This window comes from Actinoplanes aureus (genome assembly GCF_015704865.1).
GTDB lineage: Bacteria > Actinomycetota > Actinomycetes > Mycobacteriales > Micromonosporaceae > Actinoplanes > Actinoplanes aureus.
Window position 1 is genome coordinate 1 of record NZ_JADQTO010000034.1, and the last position, 26,660, is coordinate 26,660.

29 protein-coding genes and 1 pseudogene are annotated in these 26,660 nt (G+C 69.4%); 23 read left to right on the forward strand and 7 right to left on the reverse strand.

All coding sequences use genetic code 11. From position 1 onward, the window contains the following. Positions 1–748 precede the first annotated feature (748 nt). A complete protein-coding gene (locus I4J89_RS42235; protein ID WP_196419849.1) occupies positions 749–1,387 on the forward strand; it encodes a hypothetical protein in 639 nt (212 codons plus the stop codon). Between the two features lie 266 nt (positions 1,388–1,653). On the opposite strand, the gene I4J89_RS42240 is transcribed toward I4J89_RS42235, so the two are convergent. Further along, on the reverse strand, positions 1,654–2,367 hold the full coding sequence (locus tag I4J89_RS42240; protein ID WP_196419928.1) for a creatininase family protein: 714 nt from the start codon (positions 2,365–2,367) through the stop codon (positions 1,654–1,656). Positions 2,368–2,389: 22 nt separating this feature from the next. Further along, positions 2,390–3,577: an NsdA family TPR-like regulatory protein gene (locus tag I4J89_RS42245; protein WP_196419850.1), complete on the reverse strand. Its 1,188-nt coding sequence runs from the start codon at positions 3,575–3,577 to the stop codon at positions 2,390–2,392. Between the two features lie 171 nt (positions 3,578–3,748). On the opposite strand from I4J89_RS42245, the gene I4J89_RS42250 reads away from it, so the two are divergent. The 17 genes and pseudogenes from I4J89_RS42250 (at position 3,749) to I4J89_RS42330 (ending at position 15,319) form a co-directional block, all read left to right on the forward strand. After that, positions 3,749–4,636, forward strand: coding sequence for a hypothetical protein (locus tag I4J89_RS42250; RefSeq protein WP_196419851.1), 888 nt, complete (start codon positions 3,749–3,751; stop codon positions 4,634–4,636). 55 nt (positions 4,637–4,691) lie between these two features. After that, a complete protein-coding gene (locus I4J89_RS42255) occupies positions 4,692–5,150 on the forward strand; it encodes a single-stranded DNA-binding protein (protein ID WP_196419852.1) in 459 nt (152 codons plus the stop codon). Then, positions 5,150–5,437 carry a hypothetical protein gene (locus I4J89_RS42260; RefSeq protein ID WP_196419853.1) on the forward strand — a complete coding sequence of 96 codons (288 nt, stop codon included), beginning with the start codon at positions 5,150–5,152 and terminating at the stop codon, positions 5,435–5,437. The genes I4J89_RS42255 and I4J89_RS42260 overlap by 1 nt, the downstream gene beginning before the upstream one ends. Continuing rightward, positions 5,437–6,318 (forward strand): FtsK/SpoIIIE domain-containing protein, encoded by an 882-nt coding sequence (locus I4J89_RS42265; RefSeq protein ID WP_230860533.1) that lies wholly within the window; start codon positions 5,437–5,439, stop codon positions 6,316–6,318. The genes I4J89_RS42260 and I4J89_RS42265 overlap by 1 nt, the downstream gene beginning before the upstream one ends. 59 nt (positions 6,319–6,377) lie before the next feature. Then, entirely contained in the window at positions 6,378–6,746 is a 369-nt protein-coding gene (locus tag I4J89_RS42270; RefSeq protein ID WP_196419854.1) for a hypothetical protein, read from the forward strand. A 44-nt stretch (positions 6,747–6,790) separates the two neighbouring features. Continuing rightward, entirely contained in the window at positions 6,791–7,144 is a 354-nt protein-coding gene (locus I4J89_RS42275) for a tetratricopeptide repeat protein (RefSeq protein ID WP_196419855.1), read from the forward strand. A 123-nt stretch (positions 7,145–7,267) separates the two neighbouring features. Beyond that, positions 7,268–8,368, forward strand: coding sequence for a DUF6197 family protein (locus I4J89_RS42280; protein WP_196419856.1), 1,101 nt, complete (start codon positions 7,268–7,270; stop codon positions 8,366–8,368). Next, positions 8,365–8,820: a MazG-like family protein gene (locus tag I4J89_RS42285; protein WP_196419857.1), complete on the forward strand. Its 456-nt coding sequence runs from the start codon at positions 8,365–8,367 to the stop codon at positions 8,818–8,820. Before I4J89_RS42280 ends, I4J89_RS42285 begins: the two co-directional genes overlap by 4 nt. Then, positions 8,817–9,104 (forward strand): annotated as a pseudogene (locus I4J89_RS42290) (hypothetical protein); the annotation flags it as partial. The gene I4J89_RS42285 and the pseudogene I4J89_RS42290, both read left to right, overlap by 4 nt. A gap of 386 nt (positions 9,105–9,490) precedes the next feature. After that, complete coding sequence (locus I4J89_RS42295) at positions 9,491–9,985, forward strand: Pycsar system effector family protein (protein ID WP_196419858.1); 495 nt, start codon at positions 9,491–9,493, stop codon at positions 9,983–9,985. Positions 9,986–10,001: 16 nt separating this feature from the next. Further along, positions 10,002–10,283, forward strand: coding sequence for a GIY-YIG nuclease family protein (locus I4J89_RS42300; protein ID WP_196419859.1), 282 nt, complete (start codon positions 10,002–10,004; stop codon positions 10,281–10,283). Beyond that, the gene (locus I4J89_RS42305; protein ID WP_196419860.1) at positions 10,280–11,293 is read left to right on the forward strand and encodes a hypothetical protein; all 1,014 of its coding nucleotides are present in this window, start codon (positions 10,280–10,282) and stop codon (positions 11,291–11,293) included. Before I4J89_RS42300 ends, I4J89_RS42305 begins: the two co-directional genes overlap by 4 nt. 11 nt (positions 11,294–11,304) lie before the next feature. Continuing rightward, positions 11,305–12,156 carry a deazapurine DNA modification protein DpdA family protein gene (locus I4J89_RS42310; RefSeq protein WP_230860534.1) on the forward strand — a complete coding sequence of 284 codons (852 nt, stop codon included), beginning with the start codon at positions 11,305–11,307 and terminating at the stop codon, positions 12,154–12,156. Continuing rightward, a complete protein-coding gene (locus I4J89_RS42315; protein ID WP_196419861.1) occupies positions 12,153–13,676 on the forward strand; it encodes a replication initiator in 1,524 nt (507 codons plus the stop codon). The genes I4J89_RS42310 and I4J89_RS42315 overlap by 4 nt, the downstream gene beginning before the upstream one ends. A gap of 55 nt (positions 13,677–13,731) precedes the next feature. Continuing rightward, positions 13,732–13,935 (forward strand): hypothetical protein, encoded by a 204-nt coding sequence (locus I4J89_RS42320; protein ID WP_196419862.1) that lies wholly within the window; start codon positions 13,732–13,734, stop codon positions 13,933–13,935. Next, positions 13,932–14,117 (forward strand): helix-turn-helix transcriptional regulator, encoded by a 186-nt coding sequence (locus I4J89_RS42325; protein ID WP_196419863.1) that lies wholly within the window; start codon positions 13,932–13,934, stop codon positions 14,115–14,117. Before I4J89_RS42320 ends, I4J89_RS42325 begins: the two co-directional genes overlap by 4 nt. Continuing rightward, positions 14,117–15,319, forward strand: a complete 1,203-nt coding sequence (locus I4J89_RS42330) for a tyrosine-type recombinase/integrase (protein WP_196419864.1) — start codon at positions 14,117–14,119, stop codon at positions 15,317–15,319. The genes I4J89_RS42325 and I4J89_RS42330 overlap by 1 nt, the downstream gene beginning before the upstream one ends. A gap of 81 nt (positions 15,320–15,400) precedes the next feature. Here I4J89_RS42330 and glnA read toward each other — a convergent pair whose 3' ends face one another. Continuing rightward, entirely contained in the window at positions 15,401–16,825 is a 1,425-nt protein-coding gene (glnA, locus tag I4J89_RS42335) for a type I glutamate--ammonia ligase (RefSeq protein WP_196419865.1), read from the reverse strand. Between the two features lie 187 nt (positions 16,826–17,012). Here glnA and I4J89_RS42340 point away from each other — a divergent pair, with 187 nt between their 5' ends. Next, positions 17,013–17,408, forward strand: coding sequence for an RDD family protein (locus I4J89_RS42340; protein WP_309238724.1), 396 nt, complete (start codon positions 17,013–17,015; stop codon positions 17,406–17,408). Positions 17,409–17,414: 6 nt separating this feature from the next. On the opposite strand, the gene I4J89_RS42345 is transcribed toward I4J89_RS42340, so the two are convergent. Both I4J89_RS42345 and I4J89_RS42350 read right to left on the reverse strand, forming a co-directional pair. Next, positions 17,415–19,583 (reverse strand): hypothetical protein, encoded by a 2,169-nt coding sequence (locus I4J89_RS42345; protein WP_196419867.1) that lies wholly within the window; start codon positions 19,581–19,583, stop codon positions 17,415–17,417. 4 nt (positions 19,584–19,587) lie between these two features. After that, positions 19,588–20,574: a hypothetical protein gene (locus I4J89_RS42350; RefSeq protein ID WP_196419868.1), complete on the reverse strand. Its 987-nt coding sequence runs from the start codon at positions 20,572–20,574 to the stop codon at positions 19,588–19,590. A 126-nt stretch (positions 20,575–20,700) separates the two neighbouring features. Between I4J89_RS42350 and I4J89_RS42355 the strand changes: the two genes are divergently transcribed. The 4 genes from I4J89_RS42355 to I4J89_RS42370 all read left to right on the forward strand — a co-directional run bounded on the left by I4J89_RS42355 (position 20,701) and on the right by I4J89_RS42370 (position 23,513). Then, on the forward strand, positions 20,701–21,048 hold the full coding sequence (locus I4J89_RS42355; RefSeq protein ID WP_196419869.1) for a WXG100 family type VII secretion target: 348 nt from the start codon (positions 20,701–20,703) through the stop codon (positions 21,046–21,048). A 26-nt stretch (positions 21,049–21,074) separates the two neighbouring features. After that, positions 21,075–21,359, forward strand: coding sequence for a WXG100 family type VII secretion target (locus tag I4J89_RS42360; RefSeq protein ID WP_196419870.1), 285 nt, complete (start codon positions 21,075–21,077; stop codon positions 21,357–21,359). A gap of 112 nt (positions 21,360–21,471) precedes the next feature. After that, a complete protein-coding gene (locus I4J89_RS42365) occupies positions 21,472–22,260 on the forward strand; it encodes an ATP-binding protein (RefSeq protein WP_196419871.1) in 789 nt (262 codons plus the stop codon). 14 nt (positions 22,261–22,274) lie between these two features. After that, complete coding sequence (locus I4J89_RS42370; RefSeq protein WP_196419872.1) at positions 22,275–23,513, forward strand: S8 family serine peptidase; 1,239 nt, start codon at positions 22,275–22,277, stop codon at positions 23,511–23,513. 370 nt (positions 23,514–23,883) lie between these two features. On the opposite strand, the gene eccB is transcribed toward I4J89_RS42370, so the two are convergent. After that, positions 23,884–25,236, reverse strand: coding sequence for a type VII secretion protein EccB (eccB, locus tag I4J89_RS42375; RefSeq protein WP_196419873.1), 1,353 nt, complete (start codon positions 25,234–25,236; stop codon positions 23,884–23,886). Between the two features lie 6 nt (positions 25,237–25,242). Further along, on the reverse strand, positions 25,243–26,646 hold the full coding sequence (eccD, locus tag I4J89_RS42380) for a type VII secretion integral membrane protein EccD (RefSeq protein ID WP_196419874.1): 1,404 nt from the start codon (positions 26,644–26,646) through the stop codon (positions 25,243–25,245). Between the last annotated feature and the right edge of the window lie 14 nt (positions 26,647–26,660).

Sequence of the window (26,660 nt, forward strand, 5' to 3'; positions counted from 1 at the left end):
TCAACTGTAGGGCATCCAGAGACGAAGGTCAGGCGTCCGTTAGCCTCCGACCTAGCGGCAACTTCCTAGCCGGATGTGTCACCCACGTCCCGAGACTGGATTGTCACGCAGATCCTGATACACGACACGACCAGCTGTTCACTGACCAGCTGTTCACGACCAGCTGTTCAAGGATTGTTCAAGGATCAGCTGTTCAAAGTTTCTGTACGAAATTAAAGCGGCCCTGACGGGCCGCTCGCGGTGCCTCTAAAGGGGCCGGGCCTGCGGCCCGCCGCACGGGTCCGCGCCCGGGTGCTTCGCTGGGCGCGGACCCGGCGGTTCCAGCGCCCCACAACGCGAGACACATGTGTGCCCACAGGTCCTGCGGACGCGACCGCGCCGGGATCCTCGCCGGGTTTGCGGCCATGTAGGCGAGGTGCCCCAGCTTTTGTCGGAGCCGCGACGGGGGTGGCCAGCCGGTTGCGCTAACCGCTAACCGAGCGGCCTCCGATTCGGGTCAAGCGGGACCGTGTATGTAGGTCGCTTTCCCCAGGTGAAGTGGTTCATCCGACAACCTTGCCATACCAAACGCTTTCGGACGTAGAGGGTAGATCGCTACAAGGCGCATTGAACTGTCAGATCGACTGCATTCTATGACAGTGTGCCGCTAGTAAAGGCAGACTAGTCGTAAGCCACCAAGGCGGGACGGTCCATCCACAGAAGGGTAGCAACGCGCGATCATCTCGGATCAAGGTGCGAAAGGATTGACATGGCTCAGCAAGGAGAGATCTCAGCCGAACGTAGCGTCGACATTTTCTTAAACGCGTTGAAGAAGCTTTCGGTCGGCGGAGCCTTCTTGATTGTTGCGGGAGCGGTCCCTTTAGTAATCTACGGATTAGCGAATCGATCCCATTTTCTCCAAATAGTAGGCGTCGGGTCGATGGTGTCAGCTGCAGCCGCCGTTGCTGGAGGTTTTGCCGGGTTCCTGTTCGGCATCCCGCGAAGCGCCCAGGTGGACGAGGTTGCATCCTCAAATTTGTCGCGTCCGGCGCTGCTACGCGTAAACACCAATCTTGAACAGATATCCGACTGGCTAACAAAAATTCTGGTGGGAGTTAGCCTTGTTCAACTCCCACACATCGCAGACGCTGGTCGTCGGCTAACGGCGGTCTTAGCCGACGCTATAGGTGGCGATCCGGGTAGCATTGGCATGGCGGGAAGCATGCTGGTTTATTACCTCGGTAATGGCTTTCTTGGCGGCTACTACCTCACACGAACCACGCTAACGACTGTGTTCGCCGTCTCAGACGTTCAGATCCGAGATATCGACGACCGGGTGCGTAGGGCCGAGGAACGCAGCGAGGAAGCACTTGAAAAGGTCGAAAGGGCAGTTGACGGCAGCCGCTGACGGCAACGGAGGTGGCCGACACCAACCTGGGGCGTGCCTGGAGGGGCGCGAATCGCGAGCGGGCTTGACAGCAACCCTGACAGCAACCGGCCCAGATGATCTCGGTCGAGCCGAGATAGTGCCAGATAGCTTCCGAGGTCACAGCCGTAGCGAGACGCCCATGGACGAGTCGCCCGGAACTTACAAGCGAGAGCTCGTCCATCTCGTCGGGCACGGCGTGCTCCCAAGCGTGAACGGCGTGAATCGGCGGCTCGGGCCGGGCAACGCTAGCCTGGCGCGTTCCTCAAGACGTTGTACGTGTCACCGAACGACCTGACAAGGCTCGCCATGGCGAGTTGGCCCTTCGCCGTTGTGCCGAGAGACGGGCGACCGACAACGCCGGATTTGGTGTATGCGGCCATGCCCAGAGTGAGCAGGTGCGGCCGGTCGGCGGTCCAGTCCGCTGATTCGTTTCCAGGGCGGACGACCTCCGGATAGAACGCCAGAAGCAGCGACGTCTCCAGCTCGCCGGCGTGCATGTCCTCGTAGCCGTCGGTTTCCATACCCGCGTCCTCGCGTGCCTGGTGCCAATCGGGACCCTGGGGGAAGACGGCGATGCGTGGTCCTCGTACAGAGGCTTCCTGCGCTACGTTGCCCAGCACGTAGTTGCCACCGTGGCCGCTGACGATTGCCATGCGATGTACTCCGCTTGCTGCCAGGGAGTCAGCGATGTCGGTGACGACGTGATGCAGAGTGCGTGCGCTGATGCTCACGGTTCCCCGCCATCCAGCATGTTCGTGTGAACAGGAGATGGTGATCGGCGGCAGAAGTAGAGCAGAGTATTGGCGTGCCAACTCGGAGGCTACGAGACTCGCGATGATCGTGTCCGTGGCAAGGGGTAGGTAGTCACCATGCTGCTCGAAGCTGCCGACGGGGAGGATCGCTACAGGCGCGTCCCGCCCTGACTCATCTCTGGCAGTTGCGGTAGTAATCAAGTCGATCAAGGCCAGGCCCTCCCTGCTGCTACGCGGCCGGGCGGAACAGGCTTCGTATCCGGTCGCTCAGATCGGATACTTCCGCATCGCGGCGCCAGGGCGCCAGTTGGATGCGCAGACGCTGAAGTTCGCTCAGTGCGCGGCCTGATGGGGCGGTACGAACGATGTCAACCGCTTGGCGTCCCCAGGCGCACGCGCTCCGGACGTCTTCCCGGCCAGCGTGGGCATAGCTGAGCCGTGCAAGGCAGAGTCCATGGTCTCGGCGGAGTTCAGCCGGCCAGGACTCCAGGCTTCGTTCGTACGCTCCCACTGCCTTGTCGAACTGTCCCAGCCTGCTCCAACAGTTGGCCGCCTCCATGCCGATATAGCCGGGAGTGCAGTACTCGGTGAGGCCGTCCGGCTCGTGCATACGCTCGACCTCTTCGCGAGCCGCATCGAGGGCTCGTGCGCACTCACTAGCATCACCGAGGCGCGCATGGGCTCGACCCTGTAGGCGTAGGACCAGTGCTCTGCTCCTGGGTGCCAACTTCGCTGAACCACGAAGCGCGGCGTCAGCAAGGCCCAAGACTCGATCGGGCCTGTCAAGGTCGGCAGCTATGTCCGCCTTACGCATCAGCACATAGGAAGTCTCGCGCTGGCGGCCGATTTCCAAGGCATAATCCATCGACCGATCAGTAAATGTCATCGCCAGTTCAGCGTTACATGCATCTTGATATAACCAACCTGCGAACTCGTTATACCGCAGTGCCAGAAGCACGAGTTCCTCGTGCACTTGGCCTCGTGCACTCGGCAGCATCTGATCCAGAAGATTCGCCTGCGCCTTCACCACATCGACTAGATGACTTGGGCCCATCAGGTTGTCGGCACGTAAGTGCTCCAGAAATACGTTCTGGAAGTACTGCACCATCTCGGGGCCGACTGGCGGCGCGACATGAGAGCGCCCAGACAGGTCAGCGCCCCTGGCGGGGAAACCCAGCTCCTCCGGCGTCTGGCAGTAGATGCGGCAAAGTAGCCTCTGGTAGAGCGGGTCACGCACCTCCTGGCCGTTCTCCCACCGGGACAGCATCGTCTTCAGGCTTCGCGCCGACGCGACGGTTGCGCCAGCAGCAGTCGCCGCGTCCCGCAAGGCCCGGATTGTTTGCTCTGCCTTCCAGCCGAGTTCCAAGCGGGCAGCCTGCAAGGGAGTAGACGCGCGCGTCGACTGTTCGTAAGCCATGATGACCAACCCTCTCGAATGCTGACCGCGTCCAGTGTGCACGCATAGACCCACGTCATGCACGAGTTAACTCGGGTTGTTAGCCGCTGTTAACTTCCGCCATCTGACACCGCCGATCTTCGCTGCCTTCTCATTGCATTCATAACGAAATGGCGAAGGGAGGTTTTCAGGATGAGAAGACGGCTTGCCGACGACTCCGCTGTTGGCATGGTGACCATCGTCGAGCCGCCGGTATCGCATTGGTACGCGCGTCGGGCTCGGCTCGCGTTCATCTGCGTGAGCCTGGGCTGTTGGGCGATCGCTGGTGCGGTGCTGTGGGTCTTCACTACGCCGCTGCTGGCGGTGGGGCTGGGCTTGGTGGCTGGTGTGCTGCTGGGCCTGGTCACGGCGGTGCTGGTGCGGGTCTGGCCGGTGTTGCGGGTGCTGTGGTGGTGGTCGTTCGAGATCGCGGCCGTGGTGTTCGTGGTGGGCGGCTGGGTCGTGCTGGCGCATGCGACGACGTGGTGGATCGCGCTGCTGGCGCTCCTGTCGGCGGCCACGGCTCTAGTTGCGCCGCATCGGCTTCGTGAGTGGCTGTGGGCATGGTCGTGGTGTCTGATCGTCCGGCATCGGCTGCGGCTGTGTTTCGCCACGCTGGTGCGCAGCACCGCGCAGATCGGCGGTTCGCGGCCGGCGGCGTTGCCGCTGCTGTTGTGGGCACGTCCGACGCCTGCGGGTGAGCGGGTGTGGCTGTGGCTGCGGCCGGGCCTGTCGCTGGAGCACCTGGAGAAGGACGAGCGTCCCGCGGCGATCGCGGTGGCGTGTATCGCCAAACAAATCCGGTTGAACGCGGCTTCGGAGCACTATGCCGCGCTGGTGCGGGTCGACATCACCCGGCGTGACCCGCTGACGGGTCGGGTGGAGTCACCGCTGGCGCTGCTGATCCCGAGCCTGCGCACCAACGACGACAACGCGGACGTGCCGGTGTCCCCGGCGGTGCCGCCGCTCGGCCTGGAACTGGCCGACATCGAACTCGACGAACCGGCCGCCAAGCCCACCCGCGGCGGCGGCCGGCGATGACCTGCGAGGTGCTGACGGTCAGCACCTCGGTTCGGATCGAGAAGGAGTCACGGTAATGGCAGGAGAAACCACGATTACGGTCGTTGGGAACCTGATCGATGACCCGCAGTTCAGGGTGCTGACCTCGGGTCATTCGCAGGCGAAGTTCACCGTCGCGTCCACGCCCCGGACGCTGGACCGGCAGTCCGGTGAGTGGAGGGACGGCGACCCGCTGTTCCTGAACTGCACCGCCTGGCGGGACCTGGCCGGGCACGTGGCTGAGTCGCTGACGAAAGGCACCCGCGTGATCGTCACCGGCAGGTTGCGGCTGTCGCGGTGGGAGACCGAGGAGGGCGAGAAGCGCTCGGCGTACGGCCTGGAGGTCGACGAGATCGGCCCGTCGCTGCGGTTCGCCACGGCGAAGGTCGCCAAGCTGTCCCGCGCGAAGGGCGACGGGTTCGTCCCGCCGCAGGCACCGGACAGCAACCCGTGGGAGAGCACTCCGGCTGACGCGAAGGCAGAGGTGCCGTTCTGATGCAGACGACACCGAGCCCGGATGAGATCCCGGCCGCCGTACTGGACGGCCTGTCCCCCGACACCGTCGAATTGATTCACCGCAACCTGTTGATCGGTGGCGAGCCCGGCTCCGGCAAGTCGGGTCTGCTGAACGCTCTGACGGCCCAAGGGGCCGTCGAGGACGCGAAGCCGGACGACTGCCTGGCATGCCCGAAGGGCTGCCGGCAGTGCAGCCGGGACGAAAGTGACTGCGAGTGCTACGAGCACGCCGATCTGCACCCGGACAGCGAGCCGGAGGAGCGCTGATGGCTCCGATGCTGGTCGCCGATACCGGTAAGGGTGCGGTCGAACTCGGCCCGACCCTGTCGATCTTCGACCCGGTGTATATCGGGATCGACGAGTTCGGCCAACCGAAGCGGGTCCCGCTGATCGAGCGCAACATCCTGATCGGCGGGGAACCCGGCTCCGGGAAGTCGGGTCTGCTCAACGGGATCGTCGCGCATGCCGCGCTGTCGCTGGACTGCCGGCTGGTCCTGCTCGACGGTAAGCGGGTCGAGCTGGGGCAGTGGCGTAAGTGCGCGGAAGAGTTCGTCGGCCAGGACATCGAGCAGGCCCTGGTACTGCTGTGGCGGCTGCAGAAGATGATGGACAACCGGTACGACTACCTCGATGCTTGCGAACGCCGGAAGATCATTCCGGGGGATGTGTTCGGTCCGTACCTGGTCGCTATCGATGAGATCGCTTACTACTCGGCCACCGTTGGGGACAAGACGCAGCGCGAGAAGTTCTCGATGCGGCTGCGTGACCTGGTCGCGCGGGGCCGGGCGGTCGGCCTGATCGTGGCCGCCGCCACGCAGCGGCCGTCGTCGGACATCATCCCGACGTCGCTGCGTGACCTGTTCGCGTGGCGGTTCGGCGGGCGCTGCACCAACGACAGCAGCTCGGACATCGTGCTCGGGCACGGCTGGGTCGCCAAGGGCTGGTCAGCGAACACGATCAGCCCGAACAACCCCGGAGCGGGGTTGCTGATCGCCGAGAACGGCAGCCCCGAGCTGGTCAAAGTCGCCTACCTGGATGACCGCACCTGCGCGGCCATCGCCGCCTACGCGGCCACCCTGCGCGCCACCGCCCCGGCCAGCCTGGAGCGCCGCAAGCTGCGGCCGGTCCCGGTCGCGGCGGCGGCCTGACGCGCCCACCAGACCTCCCGGAATTCACCGGGCGGAACGAATCATCGGAAGGAGAACCGATGCCTTTCAACCTGCACACCTGTGTGAGCGTGACCTGCGATGAGTGCGCAGAGGGCTGGGGTGAGGACTTCACCGTCCATTTTGCGAGCGAGGCCGAGGCGCTCAGCGAGCTGCGCCGTGACGGCTGGCTCGTCATGGGCAACAAGCTGCGCTGCCCCAGCTGCGCTCTGCACGCGGATTGCCTCGCCACCGGTCACCGGCACGGCGACTGGGAGCCGCGCGAGATGCACGGCGTTACGTTCCGCGTCCGGTTCTGCGAGCACTGCGGCGAGATGAATACCGACCCGTCGCGCGATCAGCTCACGAATCTGTGGCGGCTCGCCGCCATGGTCAACGAGATCGACGTTCGAGAAGGAGGGCCGATCTGATGGCCCGACGACAAACCGTGCAGCACACCCATCAGACCCGGGTCGTGCACTACGTCGACCCGGCGATGCAATCCGACCTGACCCGGTACGGGCTGCTGAACCCGGCGGAGATCATCCGGCAGCAGCAGCGGAACTCCGAGCTGTACCTGCGCTGGAAGATCCGCCAGGCCGAGATCAAGGAACGGGACAAGAAGTTCCGCCGGTTCTGGCTCGGCTTCGGCGCGATCGTTGGTCTGGTCTTCCTGACCGCCGTGATTATCGGCGGCTGGTTTATCTGGACCTACCTTGCGGCGCTGGGTTTCAGCGCGGCCGTGATCGCCGTCGTGATCCTGCTGTTCGCTGGCGGGCTCGCGGTTGGTGGTCACCGCTGTATCACCATCGTGCAGCACATGCACTGACCAGCACCAACACCTACAACCACGGACCTCGGTCCGAGCGGACGACACCGGACACAGGCCTGGAAAACCGACCGGTGCCGCCGCCCCTGCACCAACTCACCTCCGATGGAAGGAGTCGGCACGATGAACCCTACCCATGATCCTGACAACGCTGCGCAGCAGTCTCGCCGCGACACGGACGGCCCGGCGGCCTGGCTCGCCGGTCTGCTGACCGACGCCAACCGCTTCCGCGCCCACGTCGCCTCGGCGATGGGCAAGGCGGCATCACCGGTCCCTGCACTGGAGGAGACCGAGCCGGGTTGGAGAGTTGCCGAAGGGCGATCCTGCGACCCGTGCGTGGAACTGGCGGCGCTGGCCGAGTCGGCGGGATACGTCCTGACCGACGCAGGCCGCGAAGCGCTCGCCTCGGTGACGGTCGACTTCGCTGACAAGGCTGTCAACGCGGTGCGGCACGGTGTCACACCGGACCAGATCATGACCGACTACTGGGACGGCGAACCGTGGTTCGAGCAGATCGACACGTGGCGTCAGCATCCCGGCAGCGTGACGCCGGTGCTGGATGTCCAGTGCAGGTTTGTTGACCTGTTCAGATCGGCGGAGATCGCCGAGGCGTGGGGCGAGAACGAGCTCGATCACGACCGGGTTCCCACCACGGGCGGCTTCGAGGCCTGGTGCCACGAGCGCGCAGAGCGGGAAACCAGTGACGCCGGGTTCGGATACGTCTTCACCGACGCTGGTCTGCGAGCGCTCGACCAGATACCGGCTGCTGAGGCGCCGGGAACGGTGCCGCTGGTGCTGCGCTCGGCTGCCTCGTACCTGGAGCGATACGGCTGGATTCAGGGCGCCTACTACGACGGCACGACCGGCGTGTTCACGCCGCCGGCGTGCATGGTCGGTGCGATCGGCATGGCCTGCTACGGCGGACCGGTCGACGCTCCGGCGGAACATCGCAATGACCCGGGCTACGCCGACTTCGAGCAGGCCGTGCTGCACCTGGACCGGTATCTGCTGGTCGAGGACGGCTCGGAATCGTACGAGTTCAACGACGCCCGCGGCCGCCGGCTGGAGGACGTGACCCGCGTGTTGCGGGATGCCGCTACCCGACCGGCTGAGGAACTGGTCGACGCCATCAAGGCGATCGACGAGATGAACGACCGGCTCGCCGAGTCCGGCATCACGGCCGAACAGGTGATCGTCCTGCTGGACGGCGGTGACCTCCAATGAGCGAGTTGACCGTCCGTGACATCCAGGCCAGCGCCTGGGCGAACAAGCTCGGCAAGAGCTTCAACACGACGGACGTCGCGCTGGAGTTCGGTCTGCTCTACGGCGAGGTGGCTGAGGCGTTCACCGCGTGGCGTTCGCAGCAGCCTGCGGCGCTGGCCGACGAACTCGCCGACATCGCGATCTACCTGGTCGGCCTGGCCGAGATGACCGGTGTCGACCTGCAAACCGCGATCGCGGCGAAGCTGGCCGTCAACGCCGGACGGATCTACCGGTTCAACCCGGTGGCCGGCATCCTCGTCAAAGCCGAGACACCAGTCGACGGCATCGACTGCGCGCGGTGCGATGCGGGCTGCGCCAGCAACAACTACAACGGTTACGCCGATCCGGGAGCATTCGGCTACTGCGGATGTTCCTGCCACCGGTCCGCGAAGTCGGGCGGTGGCACCCGATGAGCAAGAACACCGTCAAGGCTGGCTTGACGCGCAAACGCGCCAAGCGGCCGGTCGAAACCAGTGAGTTCGACGCCTTCGCACGGCGGATCCTGCGGGCCTACGCCCGGCGGGTGTCCGCCGGGGATGTCGAAGCCCTGGCCGCGCTGGTAGCTCTGTCCGCTGAGCTGGACGCGGCGACGCGTCTGGCCGTGGCCGGGCTGCGCGGCAAACCGTACTCCTACTCCTGGGACGAGATCGCTACCCGGCTTGGCGTGTCCAAGCAGGCCGCGCAGCAGCGCTACGGCGACAAGTCCGATCGGCACGCCCTCGACACCCGGCTGACCAAAGCCGGGCTGAGCGTGTCCGTGGCGACCCTCGTGCAGGTGTTCGCCGACCACCATCCCGGTGACCCGGCCGCATCACGCTGCCCGGGTTGCGGCCACCGCTACGCCGACGGGCAGCGCGACTGCCCGACCAACGCCACCGTCCGCCCGCTGTTGCGGCGACGGCGGCACGAGAACGACGACGCGGTAGCCCGACTGTCCCCTGTCCAGTTCGCCGACCTGATCGGAACCACCAAGACCCGCACCACGCGGGCACTGGCTGGTCCGGCAGTTCGGCCCGTCGGGGCGGAACCACACACGGACCAGCTCTTTCACCTGCTCGACCTGAGCGGAAAGGAGCCCCTGCTATGACCCACTCCGACCTGACCGAGATCAGCAACAACGTCGTCGCCGACGCGATCACCGAGGTCCAGGCCCAGATCGCCCGGGTCGACACGAAAGCGTCGATCCTGACCGGCCTGTCTCTCGGAGCACTGACCGGTGGTGCCGCGCTGGCGGGCAAGGCCCACCTGCACGGCTTCGCCCTGGCGGCTGCGGCCATGACCGCTGCGCTGATCGGTGCGGCGATCGTGCTGCTGGGTCTGGCCATCCGGCCGGCACTCGGCGGCAACTACGGGTTCATGCGGTGGGCCACGCCTACCTTCACGGACTTGTGCGCCGACCTCGTCGACACGGTGACCAACAAGTGGCAAGGCCACGACGACGACGCAGACGCCGTAGCCCTGTGGCTGCTGGCCCGGTCCGCCCGCCGCAAGTACCAGCGGGTGCGCCTGGCCGTCGACCTGCTCGGTGCCGCCTTCGGCTGTGCCGCGCTCACCGCATTCCTCTCGGCACTGGATTGACGGGAGGAGCCAGGTGATGACGACGGGAACGGTTTACCTACTGCATTTCGACCGTCCGTACGCCCACGCCGGGCACTACACCGGCTGGACCACGGACCTGGCCGCACGGCTCGCCGAGCATGCGGCTGGACACGGTGCCCGCCTGCTGGCGGTCGCCAAGGCTGCTGGCATCGGCTGGACGCTGGCCCGAATCTGGACCGGCAGCCGAGCCGACGAACGAGCCCTCAAACGGCAAGGCGGCGCTTCCCGGCGCTGCCCGCTGTGCGGCGTCACTCCCCGCAACGGAGACCGCCGATGACTACCATCAGCGGCCGTCGCTGGGCCTACATCGGTGCCGCCCTCGGCGGCACGGTATCGATCGCCGCGAACGTCGCACACTCCTTCATCCCGCCCAAGGAAGTCGCCAACCCTGCCGACTGGACACCCGAAGCGGGTGCCGTCGTCGGCGCGGTCGTCTGGCCCGTCTTCCTGTTCGTCGCCGTCGAGATCTTCGCCCGCGTGGCGTGGCCGACGCGCCTGCACTGGCAGCTGATCCGCTGGGTCGGGCTCCTACCCGTCGCCTTCGTCGCTGCCCTGGTGTCCTATCGGCACCTGTCCGGTCTGCTCGCCTTCTACGGCGACGAGACCATCGTGTACATCATCGGCCCGCTCGCTGTCGACGGGCTGATGATCGGGGCCACCGGAGCCATCCTGGCCACCAGCCAACCCCGACACACCACCTCCGTATCCGCCCCGGCCGTCCCGGGCACCACCGGTGTCCCGGCCCCGACCCTGCCCGCCGTCCCGGCACCCAACATCGCGCCGCGACCGGCAGACAACCCGACGCCGTCCCCGGACCCGGCCCCGACGCCGGAACCCGTGACGGCCGCACGTGCCGACGCCGTGCCGACCCCGGCCGACGTTGCCACCCGGGTCACCGCAAGCCCGACGACCATCCCGCTACGACCGACCGCCGCCCGGCCGGCCACTGCTGGCAGCTCTAAGCCCCGACCCCGCAAGACCGCATCGACTGCCTCGGCTGAGCCGCTGGCCGCTCCTGCCGCCGACATTTCTGTCACCGAGCCGGAGCCCGCACAGCTGCCCCTGCCGATGGCCGTCGACCCGGCCTTGCTGGTCAAGGCTCGGCAGATCGCCGAGCAGTACCGCACCGAGACGGGCAGCCCGATCAAGGCAGGGCAGCTCGCCGCCCGCCTGCGAGTGAATTCCGAGGTGGCAGCACAGGCCCTGGCCGTGCTCGACCTCGACCCGCACCACCCCACCGATGAGATCCCGACCGTCAACGGCACGCCTGTGAAGGCGACCCGGTGACCGTCTCCACGTTGAGCGTCGTACCTGAAGCAACCGCTTCGGGTACGGCCCCCTGCGCTGAGCCGGTCCGCTTTTACCTCGGCACCCATCAACCGCACTGGCTGCGCCTCGGGGTGCCGCTGTTCGTCTCCGACCGGCGGCTGCGCCGCTACCGGCAGCTGCCGCGTGCGGCCGCGCCGTGGGCGCTGGACTCCGGCGGGTTCACCGAACTCAGCCAGTACGGCACCTGGGACACCGGCCCCACCCCGGCCGTCTACGCCACCCGGGTCCGCCGCTACCGCGACGAGATCGGCCACCTCGCGTGGGCCGCCCCGCAGGACTGGATGTGCGAACCGCCGGTGCTCGCCAAGACGGGGCTAAGCGTCGCCGAGCATCAGACCCGCACCGTCGACAATTACCAGCAGCTTCGGGATCTGGCGCCCGGTCTGCCGTGGGTGCCGGTCGTGCAGGGCTGGATACCCGGCGACTACCTGGCCTGCGCCGACCGCTACCACCGGGCCGGGATCGACCTCACCGGGCTGCCGTTGGTCGGGGTCGGCTCGGTATGCCGCCGCCAGTCCACCGCCCTGGTCGGCGAGATCCTCACCGTCCTGCACCGCGCCGGGATCACCCGGCTGCACGGGTTCGGCTTCAAAACCCTCGGCCTGGCCCGGCACGGCCACCTGCTCGCCTCGGCCGACTCGATGGCCTGGAGCGCCCAAGCCCGCCGCCAACCCGCCCTGCCCGGCTGCACCGGCCACCGCAACTGCGCCAACTGCCTCCGCTACGCGCTGGCGTGGCGCACCCGCGTCCTCACCGCGATCGCCACGGCGACGGCACAGCCTGCCCTGTTCGGCCTCGACCCGGCCGGGTGGCCTGCATGACCACCGAACTCACCGCACCCGCCTGGTACCGCCAGTCAGCCGACCTGCGCCTGCAAGCCGTCGCCCGCGCCGCCCGCGCCGACTTCCAAGCCTGGCTCAGCCACGTCAAATCCGCCTCCGCGTGCACGCGGCCGGTCCGGCTGGCCGGCACCATCGCCACCGTCGAGGCCGCCACCGGCCGACTGCTGGCCGAGCGTGCCACCGCGGACATGCCGGACGGGGTGATCTACAAGCCGTGCGGCAACCGCCGCGAGTCGGTGTGCCCGGCCTGTTCCGAGGTCTACCGCCGCGACGCCTACCAGGTGATACGTACCGGGTTGGTCGGCGGCAAGGGCGTCTCCGAGCAGGTGGCGCACCATCCGGCCGTCTTCCCCACGTTCACCGCCCCCAGCTTCGGCGAGGTGCACACCCGCAAGGTGCAGGGGCACACCTGCACGAAGCGCACCGCCTGCGACTGCCGCCCCGAACCGTGCCACGCGCGCCGCAACCTCGTCACATGCCCGCACGGCGTGCGGCTGGCCTGCTACGCCCGCCACGAACTCGGCGACACCCGGCCCGGCACGCCGCTGTGCCTGGACTGCTACGACCACGACGCGCAGACCGTGTGGAACCTGGCGGCCGGCGAACTGTGGCGCCGCACCACCATCGCCGTCAACCGCTACATCCGGCGACTGTGCCGCCAGCGCGGCCTGGCGAACGTACCGGTCTGCTCGGCCACCACCGGCAAGGTGCGGATGGTGCCGCCGGTACGGCTCTCGTTCGGCAAAGCCGCCGAGATGCAACGCCGCGGCGTCATCCACTTCCACGCCATCGTGCGCCTGGACGGCATCGACCCGGCCGACCCCACCGCGATCGTCCCCCCGCCTGCCGGGATCGACGCCCAGGACCTGGTCGACGCCATCGACCATGCCGCCGCCACGGTCACGTTCACCACCGACCCGCACCCGGCCCGGCCCGGCGGCTGGCCGATCGGCTGGGGCGACCAGGTCTTCACCAAGGTGATCACCGTCGCGGGCAAGGGCCAGGTGACCGATGCCCAGGTCGCCGCGTACCTGTCGAAGTACGCCACCAAATCCACCGAGATCACCGGCCACACCTCGCCCCGCCTCGACCACGCCGAGACCGACACGGTGCGGCTGTACGCCAACCCGGTCGGCACGCACGTCGAACGCCTGGTGTCCTCGGCGTGGGTGCTCGGCCGGTATGCGGACTGGCGGCGGCTGCGCCGCTGGGCTCACATGCTCGGCTTCGGCGGCCACTTCCTGACGAAGTCGCGCCGCTACGGGATCACGTTCGCGACGTTGCGCAACCGGCGGATCGTGTTCCGGCGGGCACAGAACGCCGGGCCGGAGCAGACCGAGCCCGGCGAACAACCGACCACGCTGGTCGTCAACTTCCTCCAGTTCGTCGGCGCGGGCTGGCACACCACCGCCGACGCCATGCTCGCCAACACCTCCGCCGCAATGGCCCGTGAGCACCAGCAGGCGGCTCGGGAGTACCTGAGCACCACTGCCGCCTGACGCGCGTTTCAGCGTCAAGGCCGCCTTGACCCTCCGGAGAAAGGAACCGCCTGCCATGCCCCGGCCCCGGCCGTTGCTCTCGGTGCGACTCATCGGCCCCGCCGACGTCGTCACCGCACAGAAGACCCACCTAGCCGGCCACCTCGCCGCCGTCTTCGGCGACACGGTCGTCTGCCGGACCAGCACCCACCCGGCCAGCCACGCCAACGAGATCCGCGTCTACCTGACCGTCAGCCGGAGGGAGGTGCCATCGCAATGACCACCGACACCGTGAGCGAGAACCTGTGGTCGATCGAGCGAACCTCGCAGTACCTCGGCGTTCCGGTTGGCACCCTCTACCAGTGGCGGCACCGCCGGACCGGCCCCCGTGCGCGGAAGGTCGGCCGTCACCTGCGTTACGACCCGGCGGACGTGCGCGCCTGGTTCCGGGAGTGTGCCTGATGCCGGTCGACGACCTGTGGTATCTGAAAGAGCGTGGTCCGGACGGAAGTCGTCTGCCGTCCAGGAAGCACGGCCGGGGCAAGCGTTGGCGAGTCCGGTGGACCGACGATCAAGGCGAGGGCCGTGAACGGCTTTTCGAGCGCAAGGTCGACGCTGAGCGCTTCGACGCGAATGTACGGGCCGACGTCAGCAGGGGCCAGTACATTGATGACCGGGCCGGGCGGGTTACTGTGGCCACCCTCGCCGAGCAGTGGCGGGCGAGCCAACTGCACATCGACAGCACGGCTATCCGCGTTGAGCATGCCGTCCGCTTGCACATCGTGCCGGGCCTCGGACAGCTCCAGGTCGGGCAGGTGCGGCGGAGCAAGGTGCAGGCATGGGTGCGGGACCGGAGTTTTGTACTGGCGCCGACCACACTGCGAGTGGTGTACGGCTACCTGAACGCGATGTTCGCGTCGGCGGTCCGGGACCGGCTGATCGCGAGTTCGCCGTGCGTCGACATCCGGCTTCCCGGCATCGATCGCGGTAAAAGGGTGATCCCGACGCCTGCGCAGGTGCACCGGCTTGCCGGGCTCATGCCGGATCGGCTGTCGGCGGCGGTCTACGTTGCTGCGGGATGCGGCCTGCGGCTGGGGGAGGTGCTCGGCTTGGAGGTGGAGGACATCGACTTCGAGCGTGCCGAGCTGTCAGTGCGGCAGCAGCTCAAGTCGCACAAGGGCCGCTCGCCGTACCTGGGCCAGCCGAAGACCAAGACCAGCGTCCGGACGGTCGAGCTGCCGGACGTGGTGGCGGCGGCACTCCGGAAGCACCTGGAAACCCTGGGAGATCCGGTTGAGGTCGACGACGACACCGACCCGCGTCGGCCGACTCGGCGGCTCGCCGCGCTGGTGTTTCGAGGGGCCGACGGTAAGCCGGTGATCGCATCGACGTTCTCGCGGACCTGGACGCCGGTGCGAGCCAAGGTCGGCTTGCCGATGCGGTGGGGCTTTCATGGCCTCCGGCATTACTACGCGACCCTGCTGATCCATGCCGGGGCGAGTGTCAAGACGGTGCAGCTGGCGCTCGGGCACTCCACGCCGACGGTCACGCTCAACGAGTACGTGCACGAATGGCCGGACGCTCTGGACCGCACCCGGTCGCTGGTGGACGGGGCACTCGGAAGCGGCGAAACGGCGGCCACGTCGGCTGGGAGCCGAGCATGACCGCCGTTCCTCAAGTTGTGCCCGAGTTGTGCCCAAGATCATACCAGCGGGTGAAACCGCTGGTCACGAGCTTGGAATGCGTCAGACGTTGTAGTACATCTCGAACTCGTGCGGGGTCGGCCGCAGGCGGACCGGGTCGACCTCGTTCGAGCGCTTGTAGTCCACCCACGTCGAGATCAGGTCTTCGGTGAAGACGCCGCCCGCGGTGAGGTAGTCGTGGTCGGCCTCGAGCGAGTTGAGCACGGCCTCGAGCGAGCCCGGCACCTGCTTGACGTTGCCCCACTCCTCCGGCGGCAGGTCGTACAGGTCCTTGTCGATCGGGGCCGGGGGCTCGATCTTGTTCTTGATGCCGTCGAGGCCGGCCATCATCATGGCCGAGAACGCCAGGTACGGGTTCGACGACGGGTCCGGCACGCGGAACTCGACGCGCTTGGCCTTCGGGTTGCTGCCGGTCACCGGGATGCGGGTGCAGGCGGAGCGGTTGCGCTGGGAGTAGACCAGGTTGACCGGGGCCTCGTAGCCGGGCACCAGGCGCCGGTACGAGTTGACGGTCGGGTTGGTGAACGCGAGCAGCGACGGCGCGTGGTGCAGCAGGCCACCGATGTACCAGCGGGCCGTGTCGGACAGGCCGGCGTAGCCGGTCTCGTCGTAGAACAGCGGCTCGCCACCGAGCCACAGGCTCTGGTGGGTGTGCATGCCGGAACCGTTGTCACCGAACAGCGGCTTCGGCATGAAGGTGACGGTCTTGCCCTCGGCCCGGGCGGTGTTCTTGATGATGTACTTGAACAGCTGCATCTGGTCGCCGGCGTGCAGCAGCGTCGAGAACTTGTAGTTGATCTCGGCCTGGCCGGCGGTGCCGACCTCATGGTGCGAGCGCTCGACGGTGAAGCCGGTGTCGATCAGGCGGCGCACCATGATGTCGCGCAGGTCGGCGTAGTGGTCGACCGGCGACACCGGGAAGTAGCCACCCTTGTAGGTGGTCTTGTAGCCGAGGTTGCCGCCCTCTTCCTCACGGCCGGAGTTCCACGCGCCCTCGATCGAGTCGATGTAGTAGAACGCCTGGTGGGCGGAGGTCTCGTGGCGGATCGAGTCGAAGATGTAGAACTCGGCCTCGGCGCCGAAGTAGGCGGTGTCGGCGATGCCGCTCGACGCCAGGTACGCCTCGGCCTTCTTGGCCACGTTCCGCGGGTCACGCGAGTACGCCTCGCGGGTGAACGGGTCGTGGATGAAGAAGTTCAGCGCAAGGGTCTTCTGGGCGCGGAACGGGTCGACGAACGCGGTGGCCACGTCCGGCAGCAGCATCATGTCGGACTCGTGGATGGCCTGGAACCCGCGGATCGAGGATCCGTCGAAGGCGAGGCCGTCGGTGACCACACTGTCGTCGAACGACTCGACCGGGATGTTGAAGTGCTGCATCACACCCGGGAGGTCACAGAACCGTACGTCGACGAACTTGACGTCCTCGTCTTTGAGGTATCGCAGGAGTTCCTCGGGATTGGCGAACACACGTCCTCCTGGCACAGTTTTCGATACCGGGCGGCACGGGCCGCCACGCAAGGCTGGTCGCGACGTTATGGGTGCGGGGTTGCCCCGGCGTATCCCGATTGTTTCCGTCGTGTTACGCCATGCATTGGGCACGCACCGTGAGAGCGCGAGCCGACCTACCGGACCCTATCGCGTACGCTCGGCAGACGTGGCTGCTTCCGCGAACGAATCGCCCCTGGTCCCGGCCCGTCTGGAGCCCGCCGGATTCGGCCCGCGACTGGCCGCCCTGATGATCGACTGGCTGCTCTGCCTGCTCATCGCGAGCCTCTACGCCAGCCCGTTCGAGAAGGCCTGGCCTGCGGTGCTCGTGCTGGTCGTGGCGAACACCTTCTTCATCGGACTGTTCGGGCAGACGCCCGGGATGCGCCTGCTCCGCATCCGTTGCGCGGCCTACCCGGGCGGCGGTCCGCTCGGCCTGGTGCGCGGCCTGATCCGGGCCGTCCTGCTGGGGCTCTTCATCCCGGCAATGATCATGGACAGCCAGGGCCGGGGCGTGCACGACCGGGTGGCTCACTCGATCGTGGCCACCCTGCCGCGCGGCTGAGAGCGGTCACCGCCCCCGGAAGGCGCGCTTGACCTCCGGTTCCACCCGCTCCTCACCTCTGCCGGTCACCACGCCGCCGCCGGGTGTGCGTACCCCGAAGGCCTGCTCGTCGGTGACGATGTCGTGCGCCTCGCGGTCCGGCGCCGGCTCGCCGCCGCCGCGGCGTTTGCCGAGCTCCGGCGCGACCGTGCCGGGCTTCGCGGTCTCCGCCGGCCCGGCCGGCTGAGTGGCCGCGCGGCTGCGCAGACCCCACGGTCCGCCTTCCGGGCGGGCCCGCTGCGGTGCGTCGATCCGGCCCGATCCGGCTCCCGACCGGGCCTGTTCCGCGCCGAAGAAGTCGGCCCAGGCGGCACGGCGGTCGCGGCGCGGCGGTGGCGCGGGCGGGCCGGCCGGCGAGGTCGGCCGGTTCAGCACGGGCGGCGCGGTTCCCGGGCGGGCGGCCGGACGGCCTCCGCTCTGCGGCGGCCGTAGCTCTTCCTTGCTGCCCGGACGCCGGTCACGGTCACCATGAGGATTTTTCAGTACGGGCGGAGCGGCCGAACCCGGCGGTCTCCCGAAGGTCTGGTCGCCGTCCACCCGGGCACCCGGCACCCGGTTCGGGTCGCCCGGCCGGCCGCGGCCGCGCTCACCCGGGCGGGCGGCCTGAGGCGGCGGGGTGTAGATGGGTCCCCGTTCGCGCTGCTCGCCAGGACGCCCGAGCTGGGGCGCCGCCGGATTGGCGGGCTGCCCGCGGCGCCGGTCACCGGGCCGGCCGGTCTGTGGCGGCGGGAGGATCGGCTGTCCCACGCCCGGGCCGCGCAGTTCCCGGCCGCCGGATGGCACGACGGGTGTGCCGGCGGGTCCGGCCGGCCGGCGCAGCGACCGGCCGGGCGGCGGGGCGCTGCCGGGCGGCAGGACGATGCCGCCGGGCCGTCCGATCTGCCCGGGTAGCCGCGGGCGCACGATGCTGGGCGGGATCACTGTGCCACCGCCCGGGATCGACGCTCCCGGCGGCGGCAGCGCGGCACCCGGTGGCGGCAACGCGGCACCAGGCGGCGGTAGCGCGGCGCCAGGCGGCGGCAATGCGGCACCGGGCGGGAGCGTGCCCGGCGGGAGGGCGCCCGGCGGCAGCTGAGCGCCCGGCGGCAGCGTGCCCGGCTGAGGTCCGATTTGTCCCGGAGGCAAAACCCCAGGAGGCAAAACCCCAGGAGGCAGAACTCCAGGAGGCAGAACCCCTGGCGGCAGAACACCCGGAGGCAGCCCCGGCGTACCCGGCGGCAGAACACCGGGCGGCAGAGTGCCCGGCGGCAGCTGACCACCAGGCAGCTGACTTCCCGGCGGCAGCGTGCCCGGCGGTACCACCCCGGGCGGATTGGCGCCGTCAGGCGGCGCGATCAGATCCGGCGGCGAAATCTGCCCGGGCGGCAGAACACCGGGCGGGCTGGTGATCGGGTTGTTCAGCCCGGGCAGGTTCGGCACCGGGACCGTGCCCGGCGCGCTGAGCACCGCGTTCATCGGCTGCACCGGCGGACCCACCCCGCTCGCGACCACTCCGATGTAGTCGAAGTACTGGTCGCCGTACCGCTGCGCCAGCAGTTGCGCCTCGCGCCGGTACCGCTCAGTCACCTCTCGCTGGTCGTCCTCGATCTCCTCCTGGCGCGCCGCGCTCCAGCTGACGCCCTCGGTCGCGAAGGCGCCGAGGTTCTCCAGGAAGCCGACCTGCTGCGCCTCGCGCATCTCCTGCTCGTAGCGCAGCACCAGGTTGTCGACGTCGCGGCGCGCCTCCAGGCTGATGTTCACCAGGTGGCGCAGCGCGGTCACGTTCTTCTGCGCCGCGTCCATCCACACGTCGAGGTACGTGAGCGCCTCGCCCGGCCCCCGGCGCAGGAACGCGTCCCGTGCTTCCGGTGACTGCCAGTGCTCGTCCTGGAGGACGGTGCTCTGCTGCACCACGAAGTCGCGGATGTCGGCCATGAACGTCCACGCGTTCTGCCACTGGTCGGCGAGCGCGGCCATCTGCTCCGGATGCATGTTGCGCACCTTGCGGGCCACGACCTCCAGCGTCAGCGGGTTGCCCGGCCCGGGCGGCGGCGCGAACGGGATCTGCGAGGGCGGGTAGCTGCCGTACTTCAGCTGCCCGCTGTACGGGCTGTACCCGTAGTTCGGATCGGCGGTGGCGCCCCAGTACTCACCCATCGGCTCAACCGTTCACGTAGTGGGGAGCGTCGGCACCGGAGGTACGCGTACCGGTCTGGACCTCGTTCGTCTCCTCCAGCAGACCGCTCTTGCCCGGCTCGTAGGTGGTCGTGGTGGTCTCCCGGGTCACCGGATCCAGCTTCTCGGTGGTCAGGTGCGTGGTCCGCCCCGTCGAGTCCACGGTCTCGGTGGTCTCCTCGACGACCCGGTCGCCCTGGGTCGTGGTCCGGGTCTCGGTGGTCGACGCCGTCTTGCCGTCCGGCCCGAGCGTCTCCTGGGTGGTCGTCTGCACCGGCCCGTCCACCCGGGACGAGACGCGGGTGGTGCTCGTCGAGACGGTCGCGCCGGTCCGGTCGTACACCGTGGTGGTGGTTGTCACGGCGCCACCCGGCGCCGTGAAGGTCATGATCTCGCGCCGCTCACCGTTCGGCCCGGTCGCCAGCTGCATGGTCTGGTACGCCGACACCGGTGTCACCGGCCCCTGCTGCCACAGCGGGCTGTCCGCCGGCGGCGGCGCGGCCCCGGTCGCCATCTGCGCCTCGAGGTACGTGGTGCCGACGCCCTCCGGAAGCCCGGCCGGCCGGCGAACACTCTTGTCGCCGAAGGCGAACAGCACGTCGGAGAGCTTGGCCGCGGACAGAGCGTCGCCCGACCGGTAGCTGTCCGCGATGGTCTGCGCCGCGTTGCCGACGTTGCTCAGCGACTCCCCGAGCTTGCTCAGATAGATGTTGAGTTCGCCGGCGTTCGCCGTCAGCTGCGCCCGGACCGCGTCCGCCTCACCGAGCACGTCGCCGTTCCACGCCTGTCCCGGCATCTCGCTCAGCGGACCGAGGTACGCGGCCCGCGACCCGATGTCGGCCTGCTGACTCCGCATGAGGCGTGCGTATTCGCGGAGACCGTCGAGATCGACGTCCACCGCCGGGCCGCCGGCGAGCCACGGTGTGCTCGTGTTCGTCGTGGTCTGGTCCGCATATGGATTCTCGGCAACCATCACGCCTCCCCGGATTCGGTGACGCTGGTGTGTACGCGCTCTTCCGGAAACCGGTTCGAACCGACCCGGCGGTGCCGGCGTACACCGAAGACATAGACCACTTCCGAGAACCGGGGAGAACCAACGATGGCAGGCATCGGTCAGGTCCACGCCACACAGGAGCAGCTCACCGCGATGGCGCAGCGGTGCGGCGACACCGGCCAGAACATCTCGCAGGGAATGAACCGGCTGATGGGGCAGATCCAGTCCCTCAGCGGCGCCGGCTTCGCGGGCACCGCGAACAACGCCCTCCAGGACGTGTCGGTGCAGCTCAACGACGGTCTCGCCAAGATCATGACCGCACTGAACGAGCTCGGCGGCAAGATGTCGTCCGCCTCCACCACCTTCGGCACGAACGACGAGGAGGCCGCGCAGTCGATCCGCACGGCGGCCGCGTCCGGCGACAGTTCCGTTGTCAACATCCTGCGCGGCTGAGCGCGCGAGAGAGATCGGGGAGCAGAATGAACATCACCTACAACTTCGGCCAGATCAGCGACGTCTCGGCCGGCATCAACTCGTTCCAGAACCAGATGGACCGCGAGCTGAACGATCTGTACACCGCGTTCACGCAGCTGTTCGCGCAGGACTGGTCCGGTGCCGCGGGTACCGCGTGCGACGAGGCCCGGCAGAAGTGGAACCAGGGCGCCACCGAGATCAAGTCCGCGCTGGCCAGCGTCGGCGTACGGCTGGGCGAGTCCGCGGAGCGGATGCAGCAGGTCGACCAGCAGATCGCCGCGACCATGTGAGTGAGCACCGAAAGACGGACCGGCCGCCGGCGAGACCGGCGGCCGGTCCGTGTCCGGGTAGGCTCCAAGAAAGGCTGGGTAATTCACAGGCCCCGGCCACCGGAGCGGGTCGATGGATCTACGACACTCACCTTCGCCGGACCACTCGGTCGTCTCGGTCGTCGACGAGGACACGTCGGTCGTCGAACTCACCGTCCGCGGCCGGTGGAGCCGGGAGCTCTGGCTGCAAGCACACCGGACACTGCGCAAGCGGCTCGCCGAACACCCAGCCGGCCTCCTGCTGGACCTGCGCGGGCTCGACGACCCCTGTGCCGAGAGCGCGGTCTTCTGGCTCACGGCGCGAGTCCGGGGCAACAGCTTCCGTCCGCGTACGCCGGTGGTGGCCGCTCTCTCCACCGACACCGCGCTGTCCGCCGCGTTGAGCCGGTTCGGCGTACCCCGTGGTCTTCCGGTCTTCGAGACGCCGGCGCGGGCCCGCGCCGCGCTCGCCGACCGCAGCCTCTGGCCCGGCCGGCTGCTGTTACGGCTGCCGGCGGAGCTAGGCGCCGCCGTGGCGGCCCGCCGCGCGGTCTCGGACGCCTGCCGCGAATGGGAACTCGAGCCGCTGGCCGCCCGTGCCCGGCTGGTGGTCTCCGAGCTGGTGGTGAACGCCGCCGAACACGCCGGCACCCCGATCGACCTGATGCTGACCCAGACGGACTTCTCGCTGCACGTGGCGGTGCGCGACCGCGGCACGTGTCCGGCGCGGGTGCTGCCGGCCGATCCGGAGAATCCGCTGCTGGCCCGGGGGCAGGGCCTGCGCCTGGTCGAGGCGGCGGCGTTCGCCTGGGGTGTGGCTCCCGCGGTCACCGGCAAGACGGTCTGGGCGATTCTGCGGGCCACTCCCGATCAACCGGGCTGAACTATCATCGATCGGTGCTTTCGCCCAGGCGCCGACCGGCTCTGGCAGCCGTTGCCGCCCTCCTGGCCGTCCTCATTCCGGCACCGGCGTCAGCCGTTCCCGGGCAGGACTGTGCCGAGCCGGGCCGGGCCGAGATCGGCGGGTCCTGGCCGCGGGCCGCGCTCCAGGCCGACGCGGTGAGCCCGCTCGCCAACGGTTTCGGTGTCGTCGTCGCGGTCCTCTCCACCGGGGTGGACGCGGGCCAGCCGCAGCTCGACGGCCGGGTCTCCGCCGGTGTCGACGTCGTCGACCAGGCCGGCGCGGCGAACCAGGACTGCACCGGGACCGGGACCCAGGTGGCCGGGGTGATCGCCGGGCAGCGGGGTGGCGGTGACGCGGACGTGGCCGGGTTGGCGCCCGGTTCGCGCATCCTGCCCATTCGGGTACTTCTGGATGATCCAGCTGGATCCGAGAGCAACCCGGCCCTCCTCGCCCGCGGCATCACCGCCGCCGTGCAGAACGACGCCGACGTCATCGTGGTCGCCGCGGCCGTCTACCAGAATCAGCAGCAACTCCGCGTGGCCGTGGCCGGTGCCGTCGACCAGGGCGTCGTCGTGGTGGCGGCGGCCGGTGACCTCGGCGGTCCGGACGACGGGAACCCGACGCCGTTCCCGGCCGCGTACCCCGGCGTGATCGGCGTCGGCGCCATCGACCAGAACGGCCGGATCTCACCGAGTTCGCAGCGCGGCGACTACGTCGACCTGGTGGCGCCCGGTGTCGCCGTGCCCACCCTGCAAACCGGTCGCGGCCTGGTCGAAGTGGACGGCACCGCGGTGGCCGCCGGCTTCGTGGGCGCGGCCGCCGCCCTGCTCCGCGACCGGCGCGAGGACCTCGGCCCGCAAGCCGTGGCCCAGGTGCTGACCGCAACGGCCAGCCCCGCCCCGATCGGGGAAGCGTTCGGCGCCGGGGTGGTCGATCCGGTCGCGGCCGTCACCGGCCGCCTCGTCGACCCCGACCCGCGGCCGCTGCCGGCCCTGGACCCGGCGCCACCGCCGGACACCGCGACCGATCGCTTGCGCCGCGCGATCGCCCTGGTCGGAGCCGGTATCGCGGCCATCGTGGCGGTGGCGGTCCTGCTCGCGGCCGCGGCGATCCGCCGCAGCCGCCGCCGGCACTGGCGGCCCGCCCTGGCCCCGCCGGCCCCGGTGCACGACGAACCCCTTGAACCCGGCCCGCCGGTCATGCTCCTTGACGAACGTCCGGGGTCGGGCTGAGCAGTTCGCTCACGCCGATTTTGAGGTACGCGCCGGGCCGTCGCGCCCATTTCGGACCGTCCCGCCGAGCCGCGCGAGCCGGCTGCCCGCACCGGGCCGCACCGCGACCGCCGGGCCCGGGCAGACGGGCACGCCGGCCGGCGACTGCCTGCTCGCGGTTCGCCTGCCGGTTGCGGTGTGCGGTGATCTGGCCCGGCGGCGTGCCGGCTCGCGGTTCGCCTGGCCGGTTGCGATGGGCGGTGATTCAGCCCGGCGGCGTGCTGTTTCCCGGCGGTCGCGCTGGGGCCGCGAGTGGCGGCTTGCCCGCGCTGGGAGAGCGGGGACGGCCCGGTTTCGGCGGGGACGGCCGGTCACGCGTACCGGAAAAGGTTTAGTTGATGTTGGTGACTGGTTTGACGGCGGCGGCAGGATCCAGGGTGACGCCGGCGGGGATGGTGCCGACCAGCGCGGGCGGGACCTCGATGGCGTTGGCGGCGGAATAGCCGAGCATGGCGAGGATGTCGGCGCTGGGCACCGCATGGCAGGTGCCGGTGTCGGTGATCAGCAGGAAGCCGCCGGGTGCCCGGACGAGTGCGAAACGGCCGGCCGGGACCTGGACGGCGTCGGCGAGCGGCTGGCCGTCACGCTCGGCGCCCGCGGTGGGGATGGCGGCGGCGAAGCCGGCGGGGGAACCGCCGACCGTGAGCGCCGGTGCTTTGGCCGCCTCGCGCGTGATGGCGCAGGCGGTCTCGCCCTGGGCGAGCGGCGCGAGTTGCGGGACGGCGGCCGGGCCCTGGGTGGCGGGGTCGTCCTTGAGCGCGTCGCTCTCCGGGATCCGGGTCAGTTCGTTCACCGAGATCTCGTCCGGCTCGCCGGGGAAGGCCGCCTCCAGCACGGCCTGCTGCAACGGCGTGATGGGTGCCCGGCCGTCGTCCAGGATCAGCCAGAACTGCTGGCCGCTGCCGGTGTTCGTGACCAGCACGTCGCCGTTGTCGAAGTCCGGCGCGGCGGCCGACCGATCGCCCCGGTCGCCGACCGGGATCGGCGCGATGTCGGCGCCGGAGGGAAGGGCGTTCAGCCAGGCGGTGCCGACCGGGATGGGCTGGGCGGCGCCGAACAGCGCGGGGACCGTGGTTCGGGCGTTGCGGATCTGATGTTTGCGACCCTGCACGACCAGGTGGATGTCGTCGTCGGCGGTGACCAGCAGGCCGCGCTCGCCGAGATCGGTCGCGGCCGGCCCGGCGGAGGAGATGAGCAGCACCGACGGCGGCTCGGCACCCGGTACGGTGCACATCGTCCACGGCAGACGGACCTGTCGCGCCGGCGCGGGCAGGGAGGCGGGCGCGCCCGCGATGCCGATCGTCACGCCGCGCGGCACGTCGGTCAGTTCCTTCGCCGAGACCCGGTACACCGGCGGGTTGGGACGGCCGGCGGCGAGTTTCGCGGAGGCGAAGTTGAGCGTTGGGGTCAGCCGGTCGCGCAGATAGATGAAGCTGGCACCGGTCTCCCGTTCCACCACCACCGTGCCGTCGGCGCGCCACCGGTCGGTGCCGGTACGGGTCAGGATGCCGTAGATCCCGAAGCCGGCCGCCACCAGGATCGCCACCATCAGCCCGCCGAACAGCGCCCCGATCCCGCGGCGCAGCGGCGACTGGGCCGGGTCGGTCTCGCGCATCACGAACGCCGAGATGACCCGCTGGTTCATGAACTGGTACGACTGCAACTGATCGCGGCGGGAGGTCACCGGGGCTCACCCGCCGATCGACGCGAACAGCCCGCGGATGCCGTCGAACAGCCCGAGGACCGCGCAGGCCAGCGGGATCAACGCCATGATCGCCACGACGTCCAGGATGTCGGCGGCCCGGCCCAGGTAGGGCGACGGCGGCCGGCGGCTGTAGACCAGCGCCGCCGTGAGCGCGACGCCGGCGACCAGCAGCGCGCCGGCGAGCAGGGCCACACCGGGCAGCGCGCCGGTGGCCACCGGGCCGAGTCCCAGCCCGGCCAGGCCGCCGAGACCGGCCACCAGCAGCGGCACGCGTTGCTGCGGCGTGGGCAGCAGCCGGGCCCGCAACAGCAGGGCGCTCACCGCGGCCACCATGAGTAGCACGGCCGACGTGCCCGGATCGGTGAGCGCGAGATAGGTCATCGCGACCACGCTGCACAGGGCCGCCGAGAGAAGCAGCCCGGTCAGCACCTCGCCGGCCCGGACCACGGCCGAGAAGACGTCCTCCCGGCGCGGCATCGGCTTGTCCTGGAGAATCTCCTCGGCCCGGTTCGGCAGCTCCGGGAAGGGCAGCCGCCCGAGCCAGCCGGCCAGCACCGGGTACGCCGGGAGCAGCCCGATCGCGGCGGTCAGCGCCACCGCCGCGGCACCGGCGGCGGACACTCCGCTCAGCGCCAGCATCGAGGCGAGCAGGCCGATCAGGGCGGCGGCGATCCCGGCGAAGAAGAGCCGGGACAGCCCGGCGACACCGGTGTGGCCGATGACGCTGAGCACCATCAGCGTGGCCGAGCCGAGCAGCAGGCCGAGTGCGCCGATACCGAGGAAACCGGCGGCGGGCTCGGTGAGCAGCCAGGCGCCGCCGAAGAACGCGTACGGCAAGCCGCTCGCGGCCACCACGCCACCGGCACCCGCGTCACTGAACGCGCGGGACAGCAGGATGCCGAGCACGGCCAGGGCCAGGGACACGACGAGCGCGATGACGGCCGGCACCACCCAGGGTGACCCGCTCGCGACCAGGCCGGCGAGCCCGAGCAGGAGCGCGCTCGCGGTGACGGCGAGTCCACATCGGCGGGTCGCGGCGGCGCTCCAGGACCGGGCCGCCCGGCGCGAACCGCTGGCGATCACCTCGACCACGTCGTCGTACGCCAGCTCCGGCCAGTCCTCCCGCGCCGGGTTGAGGTGCAGCAGCTCGCCGTCCCGCACGCCCTGCGCGGCCAGGTTCCGATTCGGCTCCAGCGCGGCACCGGTGGCCCGCCGCAGCACCCACCCGCCGTTGCGCTCGGCCGGCTCGCCCAGAGCGCTCTCGGCATGCCGCAGCAGATGCGGGAGAAGCTCGGCGACCAGCATGTTGTCGGGGAGTGCCAGATCCATCCGGCGGGTCGGCGCGGCGACCGTCACCCGGGCCAGACTGGGGCCACCCGGTGTGGTCACAAGATCACCCCCCG